The sequence below is a fragment of the Vogesella sp. genome (genome assembly GCF_046297735.1).
In the GTDB taxonomy this organism is placed as follows: Bacteria; Pseudomonadota; Gammaproteobacteria; order Burkholderiales; family Chromobacteriaceae; genus Vogesella; species Vogesella urethralis.
On record NZ_JBKBHK010000005.1, the window covers coordinates 74,815 to 93,405 of the forward strand.

General features: G+C 62.7%; 19 protein-coding genes. 8 read left to right on the forward strand and 11 right to left on the reverse strand.

Annotated features, from left to right (window positions below; translation table 11 throughout):
- Positions 1–2 precede the first annotated feature (2 nt).
- Positions 3–1,283: an HlyD family efflux transporter periplasmic adaptor subunit gene (locus tag ACK4FZ_RS07845; RefSeq protein WP_409819572.1), complete on the forward strand. Its 1,281-nt coding sequence runs from the start codon at positions 3–5 to the stop codon at positions 1,281–1,283.
- Positions 1,284–1,292: 9 nt separating this feature from the next.
- Entirely contained in the window at positions 1,293–2,837 is a 1,545-nt protein-coding gene (locus tag ACK4FZ_RS07850) for a DHA2 family efflux MFS transporter permease subunit (RefSeq protein ID WP_409819573.1), read from the forward strand.
- Positions 2,838–2,926: 89 nt separating this feature from the next.
- On the opposite strand, the gene ACK4FZ_RS07855 is transcribed toward ACK4FZ_RS07850, so the two are convergent.
- Together ACK4FZ_RS07855 and ACK4FZ_RS07860 are read right to left on the reverse strand one after the other, a co-directional pair.
- The gene (locus ACK4FZ_RS07855) at positions 2,927–3,271 is read right to left on the reverse strand and encodes a RidA family protein (RefSeq protein WP_170252350.1); all 345 of its coding nucleotides are present in this window, start codon (positions 3,269–3,271) and stop codon (positions 2,927–2,929) included.
- 130 nt (positions 3,272–3,401) lie between these two features.
- Entirely contained in the window at positions 3,402–4,583 is a 1,182-nt protein-coding gene (locus ACK4FZ_RS07860) for a fatty acid desaturase (RefSeq protein ID WP_409819576.1), read from the reverse strand.
- Between the two features lie 199 nt (positions 4,584–4,782).
- On the opposite strand from ACK4FZ_RS07860, the gene ACK4FZ_RS07865 reads away from it, so the two are divergent.
- Positions 4,783–6,363, forward strand: coding sequence for a YdgA family protein (locus ACK4FZ_RS07865; protein ID WP_409819578.1), 1,581 nt, complete (start codon positions 4,783–4,785; stop codon positions 6,361–6,363).
- Between the two features lie 112 nt (positions 6,364–6,475).
- Here ACK4FZ_RS07865 and bfr read toward each other — a convergent pair whose 3' ends face one another.
- Positions 6,476–6,946 (reverse strand): bacterioferritin, encoded by a 471-nt coding sequence (bfr, locus tag ACK4FZ_RS07870; RefSeq protein ID WP_409819580.1) that lies wholly within the window; start codon positions 6,944–6,946, stop codon positions 6,476–6,478.
- A gap of 115 nt (positions 6,947–7,061) precedes the next feature.
- Positions 7,062–7,256: a (2Fe-2S)-binding protein gene (locus ACK4FZ_RS07875; protein WP_144372407.1), complete on the reverse strand. Its 195-nt coding sequence runs from the start codon at positions 7,254–7,256 to the stop codon at positions 7,062–7,064.
- A gap of 77 nt (positions 7,257–7,333) precedes the next feature.
- On the opposite strand from ACK4FZ_RS07875, the gene ACK4FZ_RS07880 reads away from it, so the two are divergent.
- The 4 genes from ACK4FZ_RS07880 (at position 7,334) to ACK4FZ_RS07895 (ending at position 10,383) form a co-directional block, all read left to right on the forward strand.
- Positions 7,334–7,807 carry an NUDIX hydrolase gene (locus tag ACK4FZ_RS07880; protein ID WP_409819583.1) on the forward strand — a complete coding sequence of 158 codons (474 nt, stop codon included), beginning with the start codon at positions 7,334–7,336 and terminating at the stop codon, positions 7,805–7,807.
- 2 nt (positions 7,808–7,809) lie between these two features.
- Entirely contained in the window at positions 7,810–8,355 is a 546-nt protein-coding gene (locus ACK4FZ_RS07885) for a hypothetical protein (protein ID WP_409819586.1), read from the forward strand.
- The gene (gene mnmA, locus ACK4FZ_RS07890; protein ID WP_144372410.1) at positions 8,352–9,428 is read left to right on the forward strand and encodes a tRNA 2-thiouridine(34) synthase MnmA; all 1,077 of its coding nucleotides are present in this window, start codon (positions 8,352–8,354) and stop codon (positions 9,426–9,428) included. Before ACK4FZ_RS07885 ends, mnmA begins: the two co-directional genes overlap by 4 nt.
- A gap of 106 nt (positions 9,429–9,534) precedes the next feature.
- On the forward strand, positions 9,535–10,383 hold the full coding sequence (locus tag ACK4FZ_RS07895; protein WP_409819590.1) for a hypothetical protein: 849 nt from the start codon (positions 9,535–9,537) through the stop codon (positions 10,381–10,383).
- 89 nt (positions 10,384–10,472) lie between these two features.
- Here the strand turns inward: ACK4FZ_RS07895 and ACK4FZ_RS07900 are convergent, their stop codons facing one another.
- Both ACK4FZ_RS07900 and ACK4FZ_RS07905 read right to left on the reverse strand, forming a co-directional pair.
- A complete protein-coding gene (locus ACK4FZ_RS07900; RefSeq protein WP_409819593.1) occupies positions 10,473–11,018 on the reverse strand; it encodes an NADPH-dependent FMN reductase in 546 nt (181 codons plus the stop codon).
- Positions 11,019–11,083: 65 nt separating this feature from the next.
- Complete coding sequence (locus tag ACK4FZ_RS07905; RefSeq protein ID WP_409819596.1) at positions 11,084–12,337, reverse strand: MFS transporter; 1,254 nt, start codon at positions 12,335–12,337, stop codon at positions 11,084–11,086.
- A 99-nt stretch (positions 12,338–12,436) separates the two neighbouring features.
- Here ACK4FZ_RS07905 and ACK4FZ_RS07910 point away from each other — a divergent pair, with 99 nt between their 5' ends.
- Positions 12,437–13,336, forward strand: coding sequence for a LysR substrate-binding domain-containing protein (locus ACK4FZ_RS07910; protein WP_409819598.1), 900 nt, complete (start codon positions 12,437–12,439; stop codon positions 13,334–13,336).
- Here ACK4FZ_RS07910 and ACK4FZ_RS07915 read toward each other — a convergent pair.
- Genes ACK4FZ_RS07915 through ACK4FZ_RS07935 form a run of 5 tightly spaced genes read right to left on the reverse strand, consistent with a single transcriptional unit; the run spans position 13,333 to position 18,587 of the window.
- The gene (locus ACK4FZ_RS07915; protein ID WP_409819600.1) at positions 13,333–14,106 is read right to left on the reverse strand and encodes a ParA family protein; all 774 of its coding nucleotides are present in this window, start codon (positions 14,104–14,106) and stop codon (positions 13,333–13,335) included. The genes ACK4FZ_RS07910 and ACK4FZ_RS07915 overlap by 4 nt on opposite strands.
- The gene (locus ACK4FZ_RS07920; RefSeq protein ID WP_409819603.1) at positions 14,106–15,371 is read right to left on the reverse strand and encodes a methyl-accepting chemotaxis protein; all 1,266 of its coding nucleotides are present in this window, start codon (positions 15,369–15,371) and stop codon (positions 14,106–14,108) included. Before ACK4FZ_RS07920 ends, ACK4FZ_RS07915 begins: the two co-directional genes overlap by 1 nt.
- A 4-nt stretch (positions 15,372–15,375) precedes the next feature.
- A complete protein-coding gene (locus ACK4FZ_RS07925; RefSeq protein WP_409819605.1) occupies positions 15,376–15,750 on the reverse strand; it encodes a response regulator in 375 nt (124 codons plus the stop codon).
- Positions 15,751–15,753: 3 nt separating this feature from the next.
- Entirely contained in the window at positions 15,754–16,008 is a 255-nt protein-coding gene (locus tag ACK4FZ_RS07930; RefSeq protein ID WP_409819607.1) for a hypothetical protein, read from the reverse strand.
- On the reverse strand, positions 16,008–18,587 hold the full coding sequence (locus ACK4FZ_RS07935; RefSeq protein ID WP_409819609.1) for an ATP-binding protein: 2,580 nt from the start codon (positions 18,585–18,587) through the stop codon (positions 16,008–16,010). The genes ACK4FZ_RS07930 and ACK4FZ_RS07935 overlap by 1 nt, the downstream gene beginning before the upstream one ends.
- Positions 18,588–18,591: the final 4 nt, after the last annotated feature.

Below are 18,591 nucleotides of genomic sequence, written 5' to 3' on the forward strand. Positions count from 1 at the left end.
ACATGACAACCGCAGGCCTGCCGATACGCCTGCACCAGTTTGTGGCCCGCGCCGGCACTGCCGGCCGCGCCCCACACCCGAGGAAAGACATGGAAAACACAATCGATAACGCCGCGCCCAACGCCCGCCGCACTGCCCTCACCCGCCTCACCCTGGCCCTGGTCATCGCCGGTATCGCCGGCGGGGCCTACTGGTTTGTGGCGCTGCGCCACCATGAAAGCACCGATGACGCCTACACCGCCGGCAACCTGGTGCCGGTGTCGGCGCAGATCGCCGGCAATATCCGCAGCATCCACGCCGACGACACCCACAGCGTCAAAGCCGGCGACCTGCTGCTGACGCTGGACGACAACGACGCCCGCCTGGCGCTGGCGCGTGCCGAGGCCGACCTGGCGCAGGCCGTACGCCAGACCCGCCAGCTAATCTCGGTTAGCGGCAAGGCCGACGCCGTGGTGACGCAACGCGAGGCCGACCTGGCCCGAGCCCAGGCCGAAGTGGCCCGCAGCAGTGGCGATCTGGCGCGTCGCGAAGCCGCCGCCAAAGAGCAAGCCATCGCTCAGGAAGACGTGCAGCACGCCCGCAATGCCGTTACCGCCGCCCGCGCCCAGCTGGAAGCCGCCACCGCCGCGCTGAATGCTGCCCGCGAAGAGCAAAAAGCCAGCCGCGCACTGGTGCTGAGCGACAGCGCCGAGAAACAGCCGGCCGTGGCCCGCGCCGCCGCCGCAGTTCGTGAAGCGTGGCTGACGCTGTCGCGCACCGAAGTGCGCGCCCCGATAGCCGGCCAGGTCGCGCGCCGCAGCGCCCAGCCCGGCGCCCGCGTGCAGCCTGGCACCCCGCTGCTGGCGGTCGCCGCGCTGGACAGCCTGTGGGTGGACGCCAACTTCAAGGAAGGCCAGCTGAAAGACCTGCGCATCGGCCAACCGGTCGAACTGCACGCCGACCTGTACGGCGACGACATCACCTACCACGGCAAGGTCGCCGGCCTGGCCGCCGGTACCGGCAGCGTGTTCTCGCTGCTGCCGGCACAGAACGCCACCGGCAACTGGATCAAGGTGGTGCAGCGCGTACCGGTACGCATTGCGCTGGACCCGAAAGAGCTGCAAGCGCACCCGCTGCGCCTGGGCCTGTCGATGAACGTGAGCGTGGATACCAGCCAACAGGACGGCCCGCTGCTGAGCGCCGCCCCGACCGCCCCGCTGCTGGCCACCCGCGTGTTTGACGGCAAGCTGGCCGAGGCCGACCGCCGCGTGGCGCAGATTGTTGCGGCCAACGTAGGCAAGTAAGGAGGCCGCATGGCACACCCTCCCCTACAGGGCCGCTCGCGCACGCTGGTGACGCTGGCGCTGTCGCTGGCCACCTTCATGCAGGTGCTGGATACCACCATCGCCAACGTGGCCATCCCCACCATTGCCGGTGACCTGGGCGCATCTACCAGCCAGGGCACGTGGGTGATTACCTCGTTCGGCGTGGCCAACGCCATCGCGGTGCCCATCACCGGCTGGCTGGCCAAGCGCCTGGGCGAAGTGCGGCTGTTCCTGATCGCCACCATCGGCTTTGTACTGTCGTCGCTGCTGTGCGGCATCGCCCCCAGCCTGGAACTGCTGATCCTGTTCCGCGTGCTGCAGGGCGCGCTGGCCGGGCCGATGATTCCACTGTCACAAAGCCTGCTGTTGCAGAGCTATCCGCCGGAAAAACGCGCTATCGCGATGGCGCTGTGGACGATGACCATCATCGTGGCGCCGATCTTCGGCCCCATCCTCGGCGGCTGGCTATCGGACAACTGGCACTGGAGCTGGATCTTCTTCATCAACGTGCCGGTGGGCGTGGTGGCGGCGTGGCTGAGCTGGCGCGAGCTACGTCACCGCGAAACCGCCATCCTGCAGCTGCCCATCGACAAGGTGGGCCTCACGCTGCTGGTATTGGGCGTGGGCTGCCTGCAGATGATGCTGGACCGCGGCAAGGAGCTGGACTGGTTCCACTCCACCGAAATCGTGCTCTACGCCGTGATTGCCCTGCTGAGCCTGTCTTACCTGGTGGTGTGGGAGCTGACCGACAAGCACCCGGTGATCGACCTGTCGCTGTTCCGTGACCGCAACTTCAGCGTGGGCGTGATTTCGGTCAGTGTCGGCTTCATGCTGTACTTCGGCGCCATCGTGCTGATGCCGCTGCTAATGCAGACGCAGCTGGGTTACACCGCCACCGAAGCCGGCCTGGCCACGGCGCCGATCGGCATTCTGCCGGTGCTGCTGTCGCCGGTGATCGGCAAGAACGCGCAGCGGCTGGACATGCGCTGGGTGGTGACGGTGAGCTTCCTGATGTTTGCCTTCTGCTTCTGGTGGCGCTACAGCACGTTCAACCCGGACATGACCTTTGCCGACGTGGCCTGGCCGCAGTTTGTGCAGGGCATTGCCATTGCCGGCTTCTTCATGCCGCTGACCACCATCACGCTGTCCAATATGAAGCCGCAACAGCTGGCCAGTGCCTCCAGCCTGTCCAACTTCCTGCGCACGCTGGCCGGCTCCATCGGCGCGTCGCTGACCACCTGGCAGTGGGAACGGCGCGAAGCCATCCACCACGTACAGCTGACCGACCACATCAGCCTGTACCACGAAGGCACACGGCAAACGCTGGCCGGCATGCAGCAACTGGGCCTGAGCCAGGAGCAGGCCGCCGCGGTGATCACCCGCGACATCAGCCGCCAGGGCTTGTTTATCGGCGCCAACGAGATCTTCTGGCTGGCCGCCTGCCTGTTCCTGCTGCTGACCGGCCTGGTGTGGCTGTCGCGCCCGCCCAAGGCAGCGGCCGGTGCGGCACCGGTGGTGGACGCCGGGCACTAGCACCTGCATACCCATGCGGCCAACGTTGGCCGCAGCACGCAAAAAAAGGCAAGGTCGAACGACCTTGCCTTTTTTATATCCGCCAGCGTTTAGCGGGCGGCGACGATGCGGATCTCTACCTTCCAGTCCGGGTGCGCCAGCTTGGCGCCCACCGTGCAGCGCACGGGCGCGTGGCCTTCGGCCACCCAGGCGTCCCAGGCTTCGTTCATCTGGTCGAACTCGGCCAGGTCCGGCATAAAGATGGTGGCTTCGATGATGCGGGTCTTGTCGCTGCCCAGTTCGGCCAGCACCTTGTCCACCAGCGCCAGCGTCTCGGCGGTCTGCTCGCGCGCATTGCCCTGGCCGCTTTCCGGCACCTGGACGGTGTAGATCAGGCCATTGACGATGACGGCTTCGGACATGCGTTTGCCCGGCAGATGACGGTGGATGCTCATGGCGGCTCCTGTTGCAGATGACGTGGGAAAGTGGCGATTGTAACGCAGCTGGCCACGCTGCAAGCATTCTGGGGGCATGAAAAAAGCGCCGCAGCAGCGGCGCTTGGTGATAGCGGCTAACCGGGGCAGCTTAGGCCACGGCGGCCGTGCGCAAGCTCTGCGCAAAGCGCTGCAGCGACTCGATACCGCTGGCCTCCGCGCGGCTGCACCAGTCTTGCAGCTCTTTCAGCAGCTCGTCACGGGTCAGCGACGAACGCTCCCACAGACGGGTCAGCTCCTGACGCATGCTGTAAATGGTATTCAGCACCTGGCTCTTGGCCAGTACTGCGGCCAACTGCGCGCGTTCGGCCATCGGGGTGTCCTTGGCGTCCTGTTTCAGCCACACCTTCATCTTGCGCGCGAGGTCGGTGTTACCCAGTTCCGGCAGCTGGATGCGGGCGGCTTCGGCACGGTACACGTCCTTCAGCTCGCGGGCGTAGCGGGCGGCAATGGCGTAGCGGTTGGCAATGATGGCCTGCAAATGGTCGAGGTCCAGCTGCGCGCTGGATGCCGACTGCGCCAGACGCGGCGCCACCTTGCGTACCTTGGCCAGGCCCAGGATTTCCATGATGCGGATGTACATCCAGCCGATATCGAACTCGAACCACTTGTACGACAGCTTGGCCGAGGTACCGAAGGTATGGTGGTTGTTGTGCAGCTCTTCACCACCGATCAGGATGCCCCACGGAAACACATTGGTGGACGCGTCTTCGTTTTCGAAGTTGCGGTAGCCCCAGAAGTGGCCGATGCCGTTGATGACGCCGGCCGCGAAGAACGGAATCCACGCCATCTGGATCGCCCAGATTGCCAGGCCGGCCGCGCCGAACAGCACCAGGTCGATAGCCAGCATCAGCAGGATGCCCTTGCCGGTGTGACGGGTGTACACATTGCGTTCCAGCCAGTCGTCCGGCGTGCCGTGACCGAATTTTTCCATGATGCTGCGGTCTTTGCAGGCGGCACGGTACAGCTCGGCCCCTTCCCACAGCACTTTCTTGATGCCCAGCACTTGCGGGCTGTGCGGGTCTTCTGCGGTTTCGCAGCGGGCGTGGTGCTTGCGGTGAATGGCCGCCCACTCCTTGGTTACCTGGCCGGTAGTAAGCCACAGCCAGAAACGGAAGAAGTGACTGGGAATCGGGTGCAGGTCCAGCGCACGGTGTGCCTGGTGACGATGCAGGAAGATGGTGACAGAAGCGATGGTGATGTGGGTGAGCACCAGCGTTACCACGATATAGCCCCACCAGGGCAGATCGATCAGACCGTTAAGCCATGCCATTGCACTTCAAACCTCATGGTTCGTAAAAATCATTTTCCTATTTTACACTCTTTGCCTTATAGAAACCGAGAACATTGCGCCAAGTATCAGACAGGCCTACCAAAAATACCGTCGGTATGTCAGCGCCCTCCGCTTGCCGATTCATAAGCCGGCACAGGTAAGGTAAGATGCCCGTTCGTTTTCCTATTCAGGCCGGATCGTGAACCTCAACAAGCAACACCTCAAACTGACCGCCGCGGCCGTGGCTGGCGCTTTTGTGCTGTACGGCGGCTTTGCCTACTGGGCCGGCAGCAAAGCCGAAGAAACCCTGCTGGAACAACACCGCATGATCGCCAGCATGGCGGTGTTCACGGTGAAATCCCACCAGTATGATCGCGGCTGGTTCTCGTCCGAGGAAACCACCGAACTGGAACTGAACAAGCAGCTGCTAGGCCCCTACCTTGGCCTGCTGCCGGAAAACCTGCGCCCGTTATTGAACGGTACGCTGCGTTATCGCCATCAAGTACGGCACGGCCTGCTGCCCGGCCTGTTTGATCTGGACTTCCGCCCGGCCCGCGCCATCGTGCGTACCGAGTTCGACATGAGCGACGGCACCCGCAAAACCCTGCAGCGCTTCTTTGGTGATGCCGAGCCCATTACCGTAGTCAACCGCTTGGGCCTGACCGGCGGTGGCGAACTGAGCGTCACCATACCCAAGTTCGACTACGAAGAAACACTGGCCGGCGTGAAAATGAACTGGCGCGGCTTTGACCTTAACGTCAATTACCAGTCCGGGTACAAGGAATACACCGTCAGTTCGTCCAGCCCGGGCTTTGTTCTGGAAGCCGGCCCCAAAGGCCGCTTTGCTTTTGACAGTGTCAAATACCTGTCCGAAGTACGACCCGGCAGCAGCGGTGTCAAGCTAGGCAATAGCGAATTGAGCGTGGGCGACATCAAGCTCAACTGGAACGAAGCGATTCCGTACAGCATCAAGCTGAACGAACTGATCTACCTGGTGGGCCGCGTGCGTGTGGGCGAGTTCATCAACCCGTCCGGCGAGTTCCGCCCTTCCAATGTCGGCTTGTCTGGCCTGAAATATCAAATTGTCACCAGCGAGCAGGAAGACTTTGTCAACACTCGCGGCAAACTGGACTTCGAGCGTTTCGTCTACAACGACAGCAACTATGGTCCGTTCAAACTGGACGTATCGGCCAACCATCTACACGGCCCCACGCTGGTAAAGCTGGATGAGGCGCTGGGCAAGCTGCCGTTCCAGGGTACCGACCCGGCACTACTTCGCAAGAAGTACATCGACACCATCATGAAAGAAGGCCTGCCGCTACTACAGAACGACCCGCGGCTGGTGGTGAATACCTTCTACCTGAAAATGCCCAGCGGCGTCGCCCAGCTGGACGGCAGCCTATCGCTAAAAGGCTTTCAGCCGGCAGACCTGAAAAACACGCTGCAATTTCTGAAACGCTTTACCGCCCAGGTTAACTTGGAGCTGCCGCAACAGACGCTGGAAAACCTGGTGGTAACCCAAGCTCGCAACCTGTTTACGGTAGATGCCAGCGCCGAAGAACAGCCAGATGTCGCGGAAATCGACGCTCTGGCACGCAGCCTGCTGTCTGCCCAGCTGGACGAATGGGCAGCGCAGAAGCTGATCCGCCGCGAAGGTGGCCAGATCAGCACCAAGCTGATGTTTAGTGATGGCAACCTCCAGGTCAACAGTATCCGCGTGCCATTACCGTGGCAGGAACCAGAAGAACCTGCCCCGGCCGACGCCTCCGCCGCCCAGTAAGGTTGGCCGCACACAACAAACCCCGCCACACGGCGGGGTTTGTTTTTGGCTGACGTCAGCAAAAAGCCCGTCGTCCGACGGGCTTTTTTTGCGGCAAAACGGTTGAAGAGGCTCAGTCTTCGATCATGCTTTGCTGGTAGTTGGCCAGGCCCAGTTTTTCGATCAGGCCGAGCTGGGTTTCCAGCCAGTCGATGTGCTCTTCTTCGCTTTCCAGCATCTCGGTCAGCAGGTCGCGGGTAACGTAGTCTTTGACTGACTCGCAGTAGGCGATGGCGTCTTTCAGCAGCGGCAGACCTTCGTTATCCAGCTTCAGGTCGCATTCCAGGATTTCCTGGGTGTTCTCGCCGATGTACAGTTTGCCCAAGTCTTGCAGATTGGGCAGGCCTTCCAGAAACAGGATGCGTTCGATCAGCTTGTCAGCATTTTTCATTTCCACGATGGATTCGTGGTATTCGTGCTCGTTCAGCTCTTTCAGGCCCCAGTTCTTGAAGATGCGGGCGTGCAGGAAGTACTGGTTGATGGCGGTAAGCTGGGTTTTGAGAATCTGGTTCAGAAACTTGATGACTTTCTTGTCGCCTTGCATGGCCGTGACCTCCTGCTATATCGAATTTCACGGATTATGGCACAGATTTATGCAATGACAAGCTTGGCGCCACGCGCCAAAATGCAATGAGAATGCGATTGATTCTGCAGGAGAATCAGGCAGCGACCAGTTCCGGCTCGCTGATCTGGAGCAAGGTTTGCTTACGTACCTGATTGGCGCTGCAGGCGCAGCGGCCACACTCGGTGGCAACGCCCAGCTCACGCGCCAGATCGCGCATGGTGACGGCGCCGTCAAAGACAGCCTGGCGAATGTCGCGGTCGGTTACACCGTGGCAAAGGCAAACGTACATGTCGACACCTGTTGATGATTAAGAATAAGTCGCAGTACTTGTATATTAGAAACAAATGATAACGATTGTCAATTAATATGAGCAGCCCTACCCCCGATACGCAGTGGAAACCCAACACCACCGTCGCCGCCCTCATCGAACGCGACGGCCGCCTGCTGATGGTGCGCGAACAGACCGAGCACGGCCTGCGCCTGAACCAGCCTGCCGGCCACCTGGAATACGGCGAAACGCTGTTGCAGGCAGTCACACGCGAAGCACTGGAAGAAACCGGCTACGCGGCCCAGCCGGTGGCGCTGTGCGGCATCTACCTGGCCGACAAGGATGACAACAGCGACATCACTTACCTGCGCTTTGCCTTCGTGTGCGACGCCGGCGCGGCGCCGATCCGCAGCCAACTGGACGACGGCATTGTCGAGGCAGTGTGGCTGACGCCCGCTGAAATCCGCGCCCAGCAAGCCCTCTGGCGCAGCCCGCTGGTGGGCCGCTGTATCGATGACTATCTGGCCGGGCAGCGCTTGCCGCTGTCCTGCATCTACCATCTGGGCCACTGAGCATGCGCCGGGCCAGCCTGATCTGTGCGCTATGGCTGGCCCTGTGGCTGGCGCAGGCCGGTGCAGAGCCGCTAACCCTCTGTTACCATTACGGATGCGATCGCAGCAGCACTATTGATTTGCCGGCTGATGCCCTGATCTGGATGGCTGGCCGTTTGAGACAGGCCGACGATGCGGGCGCGGAACGCGCCGCGTTGCAAGACGTGGCACTGGCGTTTTACCAGATCGCGGCCCAGACACTGCCGCTGGCGGAGGACCGTGGCGACAACCATGAAGACGACAGGATACTGGGGCGTATGGATTGCATTGACCATACCCACAACCTGCACCAGTTGTTGGCCTTGCTGCAGTCGCTGCACTTATTGCGCTATCACCAGCCGGCAGCAGACGCGTTTCGCGCGCCGTGGCTGTTTAACGAACACCATGCCGCTACCGTGCAGGACATCGACACTGGCGACGTCTGGGTAGTGGATGGCTGGTTCAGGGATTTCGGGGCACCACCTGTCGTGGTGCCTCTTGCACTTTGGAAGGAAGGATTTTCCCCGTGACGGGTAAAAAACGGATTGTTGTCGGCATGTCCGGCGGTGTGGATTCGTCGGTAACGGCCTGGCTGCTGAAGCAGCAGGGGCATGAAGTGATCGGCGTGTTCATGCAAAACTGGGAAGACGACAACGACGACGAATACTGCTCCATCAAGCAGGACGCGCTGGACGCGATGAGCGTGGCCGACATTGTCGGCATCGACATGGAAATCGTGAACTTCGCCAAGGAATACAAGGACCGCGTGTTCGCCTACTTCCTGCAGGAGTACTCGGCCGGCCGCACACCGAACCCGGACGTGCTGTGCAACGCCGAGATCAAGTTCAAGGCCTTCCTGGACTACGCGATGACGCTGGGGGCCGACTGCATCGCCACCGGCCACTACGCCCGCAAGCTGGAACGCGACGGCGTGCATTACCTGATGAAAGGCGTGGACCACACCAAGGACCAGAGCTACTTCCTGTACCGCCTGCAGCAGCACCAGCTGTCGCGTGCCATGTTCCCGCTGGGTGATATCCACAAGACCGAGGTGCGCCGCCTGGCCGAAGAAGCCGGCCTGCCCACTGCGGCCAAGAAAGACTCCACCGGCATCTGCTTTATCGGCGAACGCCCGTTCCGCGAGTTCCTGCAACGCTACCTGCCCACCAAGCCGGGCGAGATGGTCACGCCGGACGGCAAGGTGGTGGGCGAGCACGTCGGCCTGATGTTCTACACGCTGGGCCAGCGCAAGGGCCTGAACATCGGCGGTGCCAAGGATGGCAACGGCGAGCCGTGGTTTGTGGCCGGCAAGGACATGGCGGCCAACCGCCTGGTGGTGGTGCAAGGCCACGACCACCCGCTGCTGCTGAAGCCCACGCTGCAAATGGCCGACCTGTCGTGGACGCTGCCGCAGGCCCCGGCCGCCGGCGACTACGCTGCCAAGAACCGCTACCGCATGGCCGACGCCGCCTGTGCGCTGTCGCCGGTGGTGGATGGCAAAGCCACCCTCACCTTCCGCGACAAGCAATGGGCGGTCACGCCAGGCCAGTCTGCCGTGCTGTACGATGGTGATATCTGTCTGGGTGGCGGCATCATCCAGTAAGGCAGGCAGGGGCTAACGCTGGCAGCCCGTGCCAGCGCCGCGCTTTTTTATGCAGAGGGGTCGGTACGTCCTATGATGCACCATCATCTCTGTGGAGAGCACGGCCATGACCCTGCTTAGACTGTTTGCCCTGCTGCTCGCCTTGATCGGCAGCGGCTTCGCCCACGCTGCCACCACTATCCGTTACCCGCTACTGGCTACCGCTAATGATCCGCAGCAGCAATACATGCTCGCCTTGCTGCGGCTGGCGTGTCAGAAAACAGGTGCCAACTGTCTGCTAAAGCCTGCGCGTGCCATGGTACAAAGCCGCGCCATCCTGCTACTGCAGCGGCCGGACAGCAGTATCGACCTGTTATGGACCATGACCAGCAGAGAACGCGAACGGCAGCTGCTGCCGGTGCGCATACCTCTATACAAAGGTCTGATCGGCTGGCGGGTTGCACTGCTTGGCGAAGGCCGCGGCGAACTGCTGGCCGACGTCCGCACGGTAGATGACCTGCGCGCGTACAGTGCCGGTCAGGGCCACGACTGGCCAGATGTCAATATCCTGCGTGCAGCTGGCCTGACCGTGATTACCTCGTCCGACTACGAGCCGCTGTTTACCATGCTTAACCAGCAGCGCTTCGACTACTTCCCGCGCGGCGTCATCGAAATCGAAAACGAATACCTGGCGCACCGCAATAGCGGCATCAACATTGACCCGTATGTGCTGATCCACTACCCCACCGCGTTCTACTTTTTTGTTGCACCCGGTAACAAGGCGCTGGCCCGGCTGCTGGAAACCGGGCTGGAGCGCGCCATCGCCGACGGTAGTTTCGACCGCCTGTTCCGCCAATTTCATGCGGCCGCACTCAAACGCTTGCAGCTGGACAAACGCGTGATCATCCGGCTAAACAACCCGCTGTTGCCGGCGGAAACGCCGTTGCAACGCAAGGAGCTGTGGTATAGCCCCTAAGCGGCACCACAACAGCCGCCTGACAAAGCAGCAAGGCCGCGCCCAGGGGCGCGGCCTTGCTGCTTTGGCCTTAGGCGATCAAACCGTGGCTAAGCTTGCAAGCGTGCATGCCAAGCCTGCAGTGCGGCCAACTGTTTACGGATGTTGTCCTGGATCGTGCCATCGGTCAGGTTGCCGTTGGCGTCGAAGCCACCGGCAAAGGCATTGGCAAACACCTCCGGCTGGTTCAGCACGTGCAGGTTGAGGTACACGCACACCTGACGCAGGTGGTACTGCGCACGCGAAGTGCCCATACCGCCACCAGCGCCCATGATGGCCGCCGGCTTGCCGGCCAGCAGCACATTACCCGGCTCGCGCGAGGCCCAGTCCAGCGCATTCTTCAACGCCGGGGCGATCGAGTAGTTGTATTCCGGGCAGGCAAACAGCAGCGCGTCGGCACTGGCCAGCTGGCCCAGCAAGCGCTGTACCGCGGCCGGCTTTTCGGTGATGTCGGCGTTGTAAAACGGCATGTCGGACAAGTCGGCAATGGTCAGCTGCATGCCTTCCGGCAGGTTGGCCGCGGCGTAGCGCAGCATGCCCATATTGGCGGATTGACGGCGCAGGCTGCCACAGATGGCAACAACATTCAGGCTCATGGTTTACTCCCGGCGGGTAGACAGCTTCCGGTATATGCCATCGTGCCGCCCAGCGCCACCCTCACTCAAGCGGCATGGGATACCGGCAGCGGCTCGACCGCACGCAGCTGCCAGGTCAGCCACAGGCACAGGCACAGCAAGGCACCGATCAGCCCGGCCACGCCCAGCCAGCCGTCCAGCCGCCACATCAGCCCGGAACCGCTACCGATGAAGGCCGAACCCAGATAATACGACGTCAGGTAAAAGGCCGAGGCCAGCGCGCGGGCGTGCTGCACACGGCGGCCAACCCAACTGGCCGCCACCGAATGCGCGGCAAAGAAGCCAAAGGTAAACAGGGCCACGCCGGCCACCACCAGCCACAAGCTCTGGCTCAGCGTCAGCAGCAGCGCCGGCAGCATCAGCGCCACCATTTTCCACAACACCACGCGGCGGCTGTAACGGTCGGCCCAGCGCCCGCCCAGGTTGGACGACACCATGCCCACCACGTACAGCAAAAAGATCAGGCCGATGGCACTTTGCGACAGCCCGAACGGCGCTGCCTGCAAGCGAAAGCCCAGGTAGTTGTACAAGCTGACAAAGCCGCCCATCAGCATGAAACCCAGCACGAACAAGCGGGACAGGCCTGGGTCGCGCCAGTGGCTGCGGCTATCGGCCAGCACGCTGGCCAGCGACACCGGTCGTGGCGTAAAGCGGCGCGACGGCGGCAGCAACTTCCAGAACAGCAAGGCCGCTACCGTGCCCAGCGCCGCCAGCGCCAGCAAGCCGCTTTGCAGCCCCCAGGCGTCGGCCACCACCGCGCCCAGGTAACGGCCGCTCATGCCGCCCAGCGCGTTGGCTGCAATGTACAAGCCCACGGCGCGGCCCAGCGACTCCGGCGCCAGCTCTTCCGATAGGTAAGACAGCGCCAGCGCCGGCAGCCCAGCCATCAGCACGCCAAACAACGCCCGCCACAGCAGCAGCCAGCCAAAGCTGCTGCTCCACGCCGCCAGCCATGACAGCAGCACGCCACCCGCCAGCGACGCCACCATCAGCGGCGTGCGGCCAACCTTGTCGGCCAGCAGGCTGGCCGGAATCAGCAACAGCGCCATTGGCAGCGTGGCAAACGACAGCACGGCACTGGCACCGGCTGGCGACAAACCGTATTGGGCGGCAAACAGCGGCATTAAAGGCTGTACGCCGTACAGCAAGGCAAAGGTGGCAAAGCCGCCGATGGCAGCCGCCCAGGTCGCCCGCCACCAGGCCTTGGAGCCAGCGTGCAGCGGCGCAGTAGCGGTTGGAGAGTTGGCTGGCGCGGCCAGCGTAGCAGAGGCAGAGGACATAAGACGGCACCCGTTTCAGGCAATGGTGACAGCGTAGGCTTGGCCAATGGCAACGTCCAATATATATTTGGACAGGTTTTAATACCCTGAAAGTATCAAATGGAGCTGCGACACCTGCGCTATTTCGTGGCGGTGGCCGAGGAGCTGCACTTCACCCGCGCCGCCGAGCGCCTGCACATGGCGCAACCGCCGCTTAGCCAGCAGATTCGCGCGCTGGAGGACGAGCTGGGCGTCAGCCTGTTCCAGCGCCACCAACGTGCCGTGCGGCTGACGCCGGCCGGCGAGCGCTTTCTGCTGCGCGCCCGTGCCTTGCTGGAAGGCGCCAGCCAGGCTGCCGACGAAGCACGCCGTGCCGCCCGTGGCGAAATCGGCGAACTGAACATCGGCTTCACCTCGTCGCTGCCGCTGATGCCGCTGCTGCCGCTGGCCTTGCAACACTTTCGCCGCCGGCACGCCGACGTTACCCTGCACTTCCACGAGGAGTTCACCCGCGAGCAGTTCCAGCTGCTGGGCAGCAACAAGCTGGACGTAGGCGTGGTGCGCTTTAACGGCGAGGAAGACACCCCCGGCCTGCAACTGCGCGAGCTGCGCCGCGACCGGCTAGTGGCGGTGCTGCCGCAACACCATCCGTTAGCTGGCGAGGCCGCCATCCCCCTGCTGCGGCTGTCCGGCGAACGCATCATCGGCTACCCGTCCAGCAGTGGCAACTGGCTGACGCGACGGCTGGAAAAGCTGGCGCGCCAAGCCGGCTTTGACTGGCGTGTACACCAGCTGGCAGGCGAGGCCACCACCCAGATCGGCCTGGTAGCTGCCGGGCTGGGGCTAGCCGTGTTACCGGCGCCGCTGCAGTGCGTGCAACTGCCCGGTGTCCGCTACGTGCCACTGCTGGACGACGACGCCTACATGACGCTGTCCGTCGCCTGGCGCAGCAGCAACCCCTCGCCGCTGGTTGCGGCGCTGGTCGACGCGCTGCTGACTGCGGGCGGGCAAATCGACTAGCTGGCTGGCGGTGTGGTGATCAAGGCGAGAACTTGTGCCGCAGCGATGGCGTAGTCTTGCGCAGCACGGCTGCGTGGCGCGAAGTGAGACAGTGGCTGCCCGGCAGCAAATGACTCGGCCAGCCGGATGTCATTGCGAACCGGCGATAGTACACGCAATACACCGAACTGCAGCCCCACTTGATCCAGCGTGCGGCGATGCAGGCCAATGCGCGCATCGCACATCACCGGTAAAAAGCCCAGCAACCGCAACTGCGGGTGCTGGCCACTGCTGGCCAGCCGGAACAGTGTGCGCGCCAGCTGGCGCACGCCTTCCCCCGCCAGGAAGTGCGGCACAAACGGTACCAGCACCCACTGTGCGGCGTGCAGCGCATTCAGCAGCAGGGTATCCAGTGAAGGCGGGGTATCAATGATGATGACGTCAAAGGCATCCAGCAGGCCTTCGCGTTGCAGAGCCTGCCGCAGCAAATCCGGCTGCTGGCTGCCGGAACCGTGCTCGAACAGCGGGTTGGCTGGCAAAAGCGTTAGTCTCGGCCACGCCGTCGGCTGTAAAGCTGTCGCAAGGCAGGCCCCGCTGGCAAACAGGTCGTGCACGCTAGGCGTGTGCCGGCTGCAGGCTACCCCCAGACCCAGCGCACAATGGCCTTGGGTATCGAGATCGATCAGCAACACGCGTTGGCCGCTGGCAGCCAGGCTGGCCGCCAGATTGACGGCAGTGGCCGTCTTGCCACTACCGCCCTTGCGATTGCTGATGGCGAGAACCGCCGCCATCAGAACAGCTCGATGGTAGGGCGAGCGGCGCTGGCTGCCGGTGCTTTGCCCAGCGTATCGGCGTGTACTTGACGCTGCCCTTCCATCACATACTGTGCCAGGTGGCCATCCAGCTTCTGCTGTAGCGAACGCTCGGGCAGGCCGTCGCGCAAACTGCGCAACTGGGCAAAATGGCCGTCCATTTCACGCAGTGCGTACTGCACCTGCTCGACGCGCTGACGTACCACGTCCTGGAACTGGATATAACCCAGCGCATCCGACAGCTGCAACAATACCTGACGGTTGGCGGCCTCTACCGCCGTCAGAATGCCTTGCATGAAGCGGTCGGTTTCGGCAAAGCGCTGCTCCATATCGGCAATATCCGCCACGATGGCGCCCAGATTGGTGGCGCTGGCGTTCTGGGTCAGCGCCCGCTGTGCCAGCTGCAGCTCCTGCTCGGCACGATCGGTGGCGGCGGTAATGCGCACCGATATTTCAGAAGCCGCGTTGGCCGTTTGCGACGACAACTTGCGCACTTCGTCAGCAACAACGGCAAAGCCGCGCCCTGTCTCGCCGGCGCGGGCGGCCTCAATCGCGGCGTTCAGCGCCAGCAAATTGGTCTGCTTGGCGATATCGGCAATCACGCCCACCAGCGGGGCCAGCGCCGACACATCACGGCTCAGGCGCTCGGTGCGATCCAGCGTCTCGCGCATTACCTGCTGCTGCTCATCAATATGCTGTTTGAGGATATCCACCACCTTGCGGCTATGCTCGGTCTGATCCTGGATAACAGCAGACAGCTGCTGGCCATTGTTCATCGAATCGCTGATGCGCGTCATTTGCTCGCTAGAGATGGCGTGTACCGAATTGACGGTCTGTATGATGGCCATCGCACCGCGTTCCAGCTCTTGCAGCGAGCCATGCAGTTGCTTGTCCATCACCTGCAAAAACGGTGACGCCGCCTGCATCTCGCTATCCAGAGCCTGCTGCCGGGCCCGGGCTGCGCTGTGATCGCCCCCGTCGATCTGCTGCAGCAGCCAGAGAATTTCGCTACGCAACAAGGGCAGAGCCAGCACTGACCACACCAGCAGGAATAACAGCAACGACAACATGGCAAATAAAGAATCGGCAGCCACGCGCCCCAGCAGCAGCGTGCTTACCAGCGCCTCCCACCACGGGGCCAGCAAGGCCGTGGCCAGCGCTGTCAGCGCCAGCGCACCCAGCAAGGTCAGCAGGAAGCGGCGGCCGGCACCGGGTTGCAAGGATGTCAGGATGGTGTGGGCCATGATGTCAGCTACCCGGCAGCACTTGTTTGATCACTTTCACCAGGTCGGTCCCGGATACCGGCTTCACCAGCCAGCCAGTCGCCCCTAGCCGTTTGCCTTCGTCTCGCTTTTCGGGCTGGCTCTCGGTTGTCAGCGTCAGGATGGGCGTAAAGCGGAAACCGGGCAGTGTCTTCACATGCTTGATCAGCTCCAGCCCGGTCATGCGCGGCATATTGATATCGGTGATGATCAGGTCGGGCTTCAGACCTGCTTTCAGTTTGTCCAGCGCCTCCTGGCCATCGTTGGCGGTGGCTACCTGGTAACCGTTCATTTCCAGGTTGCCTTTGACGCTCATCAGCATGGTGGACGAGTCGTCGACAATGAATATCAGTTTGGGCATGGTTTACCTCTTCTCGTTGGCCTGGGTGGTAAGCGCGCCTTGCAGCCACTGCCGCAAAACGGGGTCAGCCGGCCACGCCTTTACCCGCAGCGCAGCGGCCATCATTACTTGCAGGTTGGCCGGGTGCAGGTGGCTGCAAGCAGCCAGGTCGGCCTGCGCTGCCGGGTGCTGTTGCAACCAGCCCAGCAACACTTCGGCTTCGTCGACACCGACCTGGCCACGAAAAAAAGCCACATTGCGCTTGAACTCGACCGGCATTACAGCAGCTCCTTCACGTTCAATACCATCAGCACCGAACCATCACCCATCAACGCCGAGCCGGCATAAGCAGACAAACCGGCCAGCACGCTGGACAGCGGCTTGACGATGACACTGGCAGTTTCATCAAAATCGTCCACAATCAGGCCGGCTACCTCGTCCCCCAGCCGCACCAGCAACACCGCCAGCTCGTCTTCTTCGTTAGCCAGTGGCGGAGACGCCAGCCCCAGCAAGGGGTTAAGCGCCTTCAGCGGTACGATGCGCCCGCGCAGCACCACCGCCATGCTGGACTTGATGCCGTGGATAACCTGGCGCGGGACGCGTACCGTTTCCACGACTGCATCCATCGGCACCCCGAACAACTGGCCGTCACTACGGATTATCATCACCTGGCTGATGGCAATGGATAGCGGCAAGCTCAGCCGCAACTGCGTCCCCTTGCCCGGCTGGCTCTGCAATTGCACCGTGCCGCTCACCTTCTCTATAGCACTGCGCACGACGTCCATGCCAACACCGCGTCCCGATAAATCGGAAACAGCATCAGCAGTAGAAAAACCGGCAGCAAACACCAGGTTGATGGCAGCCTGATCGCTCAACCGCTCCATGGTCGCTTCGTCGATCAGGCCACGCTGATAAGCCTTGCGCTTGACACGCTCGGGGTCGATGCCGCGGCCATCGTCGCGGATGTCGATCAGCACGCGGTCGGCTTCCTGCTGCGCGCGTAGTGTCAGCGTACCCTGCGGCGACTTGCCGGCAGCCACCCGCTCGGCAGGTGTTTCCAGACCGTGATCCAGGCTGTTGCGCACGATGTGGATAAGCGGGTCAGCCAGTGCTTCGATGATGTTCTTGTCGGCGGCGGTTTCCTCGCCACTCATCACCAACCGCACCTCCTTGCCCAGCCGGCGCGACAGGTCGCGCACCAGGCGCGGAAAACGCTGCAACACCGACGACACCGGCATCATGCGCACCTGCAATACTGCGTCCTGCATTTCTTCGGCAATACGGTTGATCACCACGTACTGTGACTTGATCTCTCGCGCCAGCTCGCGGCTGCCGTATTCGCTTTCGGCACGTTGCGCCAGGTAGGGCAAAGCATTTTTGGCCACCACCATCTCTCCGACAAGGTTCACCAGGCGGTCAACCTTGTCCTGATCTACGCGCAGGGTACGCGACAAGCTGCCGCCACTTTCGCTGCGACGCAAGACGGCGTCGGTGTCGCTAGCCAAGGCCGGGCTGTCATCCACGCTGGTTGACAGGTTGGCCGCAGGTGCGGGCAGATAGGGTTGCAGCCAGTCCAGCAGCGGCTGGCCGCTGCGTGCCGTTTCAGCACTCGCCAGTGCTTGCTGCAGGCCAGCGCGGGCGGCAGCAGGCAACGACAGGCAAGCCTGCAAGCTGCTCTCCACAGCCCGCAGGCGGCCCAAATGCCAGTCGGCGTCCACCGGCAAGGCCAGAATCTGCTGCTGGATGGCCAGCAAATCCAGCAGTGCCTCGCTGTCAACAGCTGGCGATGGTGGGACAAGGTTGGCCGCGCAGACGTCCGCCAGCCGTGGCGGCTGAAAGTCGCGCACGCTGGCAAGCAGCGCCTGCTGCAACGCGGTGTTGTCCGGCTCCAGCTCCAGCACCAGCAGTAGCCAGCGCAAGGCGGACGATAACCATAGCGCCGGATTGGACAAACCCAGCAGCGCCTGCACGCTGCGTTGCAGAGCCGTCAGCTCGCCTTGTTGCAGCAGCGGCTCCGCCTCGGCCAGAAAATCGTCGTACACCGGCCCGCCATTGTGCTCGCCTGCCGGCTGTACCAGCCAGATGGCCTGAACCGGCGCCAGCGTGACTGCATCCGGGGTGTAACGAAAGTAATCGTCCAGCTCGTCGCGGCCAGCTTCAGACAACAGATGGAAGTCCAGCATGCAGCGATAGGCGTCCAGGCTGGCCAGTGCCGGCCAGGCCTCGCGTGCGGCCAGCCCGCCCCATTGCAAGCCGGGGGTGTGCATGGCCTGGTGCAACGGGTCCAGCCCCTGAAAGAAACAGCCCTCGTCCGGACGGTAGCACACGGCATACAGGCAGCCGCCCTGCTGCAGCTGGCGGTACAGCGCCATGCGCTGCGCTTCTGGCAGCCTGCCCAGATCGAAAGGCGGCGCCATGGTGCTTGCCAGGGGCAAGTTACTGGCCGCTACGGTTTGCGGTACTACGGCTGCCCCAGGCTGCATCAGCGCGCGCAAGGCGGCGGCCAGCTGGCTGGCAACGCTGCCGTGGCCGGGGTCGCTGTGACCGCTGGCGTCGATTTCGTCGAACAGGGTGTCCAGAAAATCCACCATCTGCAGCAGTGCGTCGGCCAGTACCTGGCTGTAGACCTGCTGGCCATCGCGGACGCGCACCATCAGATCCTCACCGGCATGTAGCATCAGCGTCATTTCTGGAAAGTCGAACAGGCCGCTGTTGCCCTTCATGGTATGCACCAAGCGGAACAGTTCGGCGATCAGTTCATCGTCACCCGGCTCGCTTTCCAGCTGCATCAACAGTTGGCCGATGCGTTGCAGGCCGTCGCGGCTTTCGTTAAGGAATTGCGCCAGAATCGGGTCCATCGCT

Coding starts and splice junctions, on each gene's coding strand:
- ACK4FZ_RS07845 (WP_409819572.1), top strand. CDS start 3: ATGACAACCGCAGGCCTGCCGATACGCCTGCACCAGTTTGTGGCCCGC.
- ACK4FZ_RS07850 (WP_409819573.1), top strand. CDS start 1,293: ATGGCACACCCTCCCCTACAGGGCCGCTCGCGCACGCTGGTGACGCTG.
- ACK4FZ_RS07855 (WP_170252350.1), bottom strand. CDS start 3,271: ATGAGCATCCACCGTCATCTGCCGGGCAAACGCATGTCCGAAGCCGTC.
- ACK4FZ_RS07860 (WP_409819576.1), bottom strand. CDS start 4,583: ATGGCATGGCTTAACGGTCTGATCGATCTGCCCTGGTGGGGCTATATC.
- bfr (WP_409819580.1), bottom strand. CDS start 6,946: ATGCAAGGCGACAAGAAAGTCATCAAGTTTCTGAACCAGATTCTCAAA.
- ACK4FZ_RS07875 (WP_144372407.1), bottom strand. CDS start 7,256: ATGTACGTTTGCCTTTGCCACGGTGTAACCGACCGCGACATTCGCCAG.
- ACK4FZ_RS07880 (WP_409819583.1), top strand. CDS start 7,334: ATGAGCAGCCCTACCCCCGATACGCAGTGGAAACCCAACACCACCGTC.
- ACK4FZ_RS07885 (WP_409819586.1), top strand. CDS start 7,810: ATGCGCCGGGCCAGCCTGATCTGTGCGCTATGGCTGGCCCTGTGGCTG.
- ACK4FZ_RS07895 (WP_409819590.1), top strand. CDS start 9,535: ATGACCCTGCTTAGACTGTTTGCCCTGCTGCTCGCCTTGATCGGCAGC.
- ACK4FZ_RS07900 (WP_409819593.1), bottom strand. CDS start 11,018: ATGAGCCTGAATGTTGTTGCCATCTGTGGCAGCCTGCGCCGTCAATCC.
- ACK4FZ_RS07905 (WP_409819596.1), bottom strand. CDS start 12,337: ATGTCCTCTGCCTCTGCTACGCTGGCCGCGCCAGCCAACTCTCCAACC.
- ACK4FZ_RS07910 (WP_409819598.1), top strand. CDS start 12,437: ATGGAGCTGCGACACCTGCGCTATTTCGTGGCGGTGGCCGAGGAGCTG.
- ACK4FZ_RS07915 (WP_409819600.1), bottom strand. CDS start 14,106: ATGGCGGCGGTTCTCGCCATCAGCAATCGCAAGGGCGGTAGTGGCAAG.
- ACK4FZ_RS07920 (WP_409819603.1), bottom strand. CDS start 15,371: ATGGCCCACACCATCCTGACATCCTTGCAACCCGGTGCCGGCCGCCGC.
- ACK4FZ_RS07925 (WP_409819605.1), bottom strand. CDS start 15,750: ATGCCCAAACTGATATTCATTGTCGACGACTCGTCCACCATGCTGATG.
- ACK4FZ_RS07930 (WP_409819607.1), bottom strand. CDS start 16,008: ATGCCGGTCGAGTTCAAGCGCAATGTGGCTTTTTTTCGTGGCCAGGTC.
- ACK4FZ_RS07935 (WP_409819609.1), bottom strand. CDS start 18,587: ATGGACCCGATTCTGGCGCAATTCCTTAACGAAAGCCGCGACGGCCTG.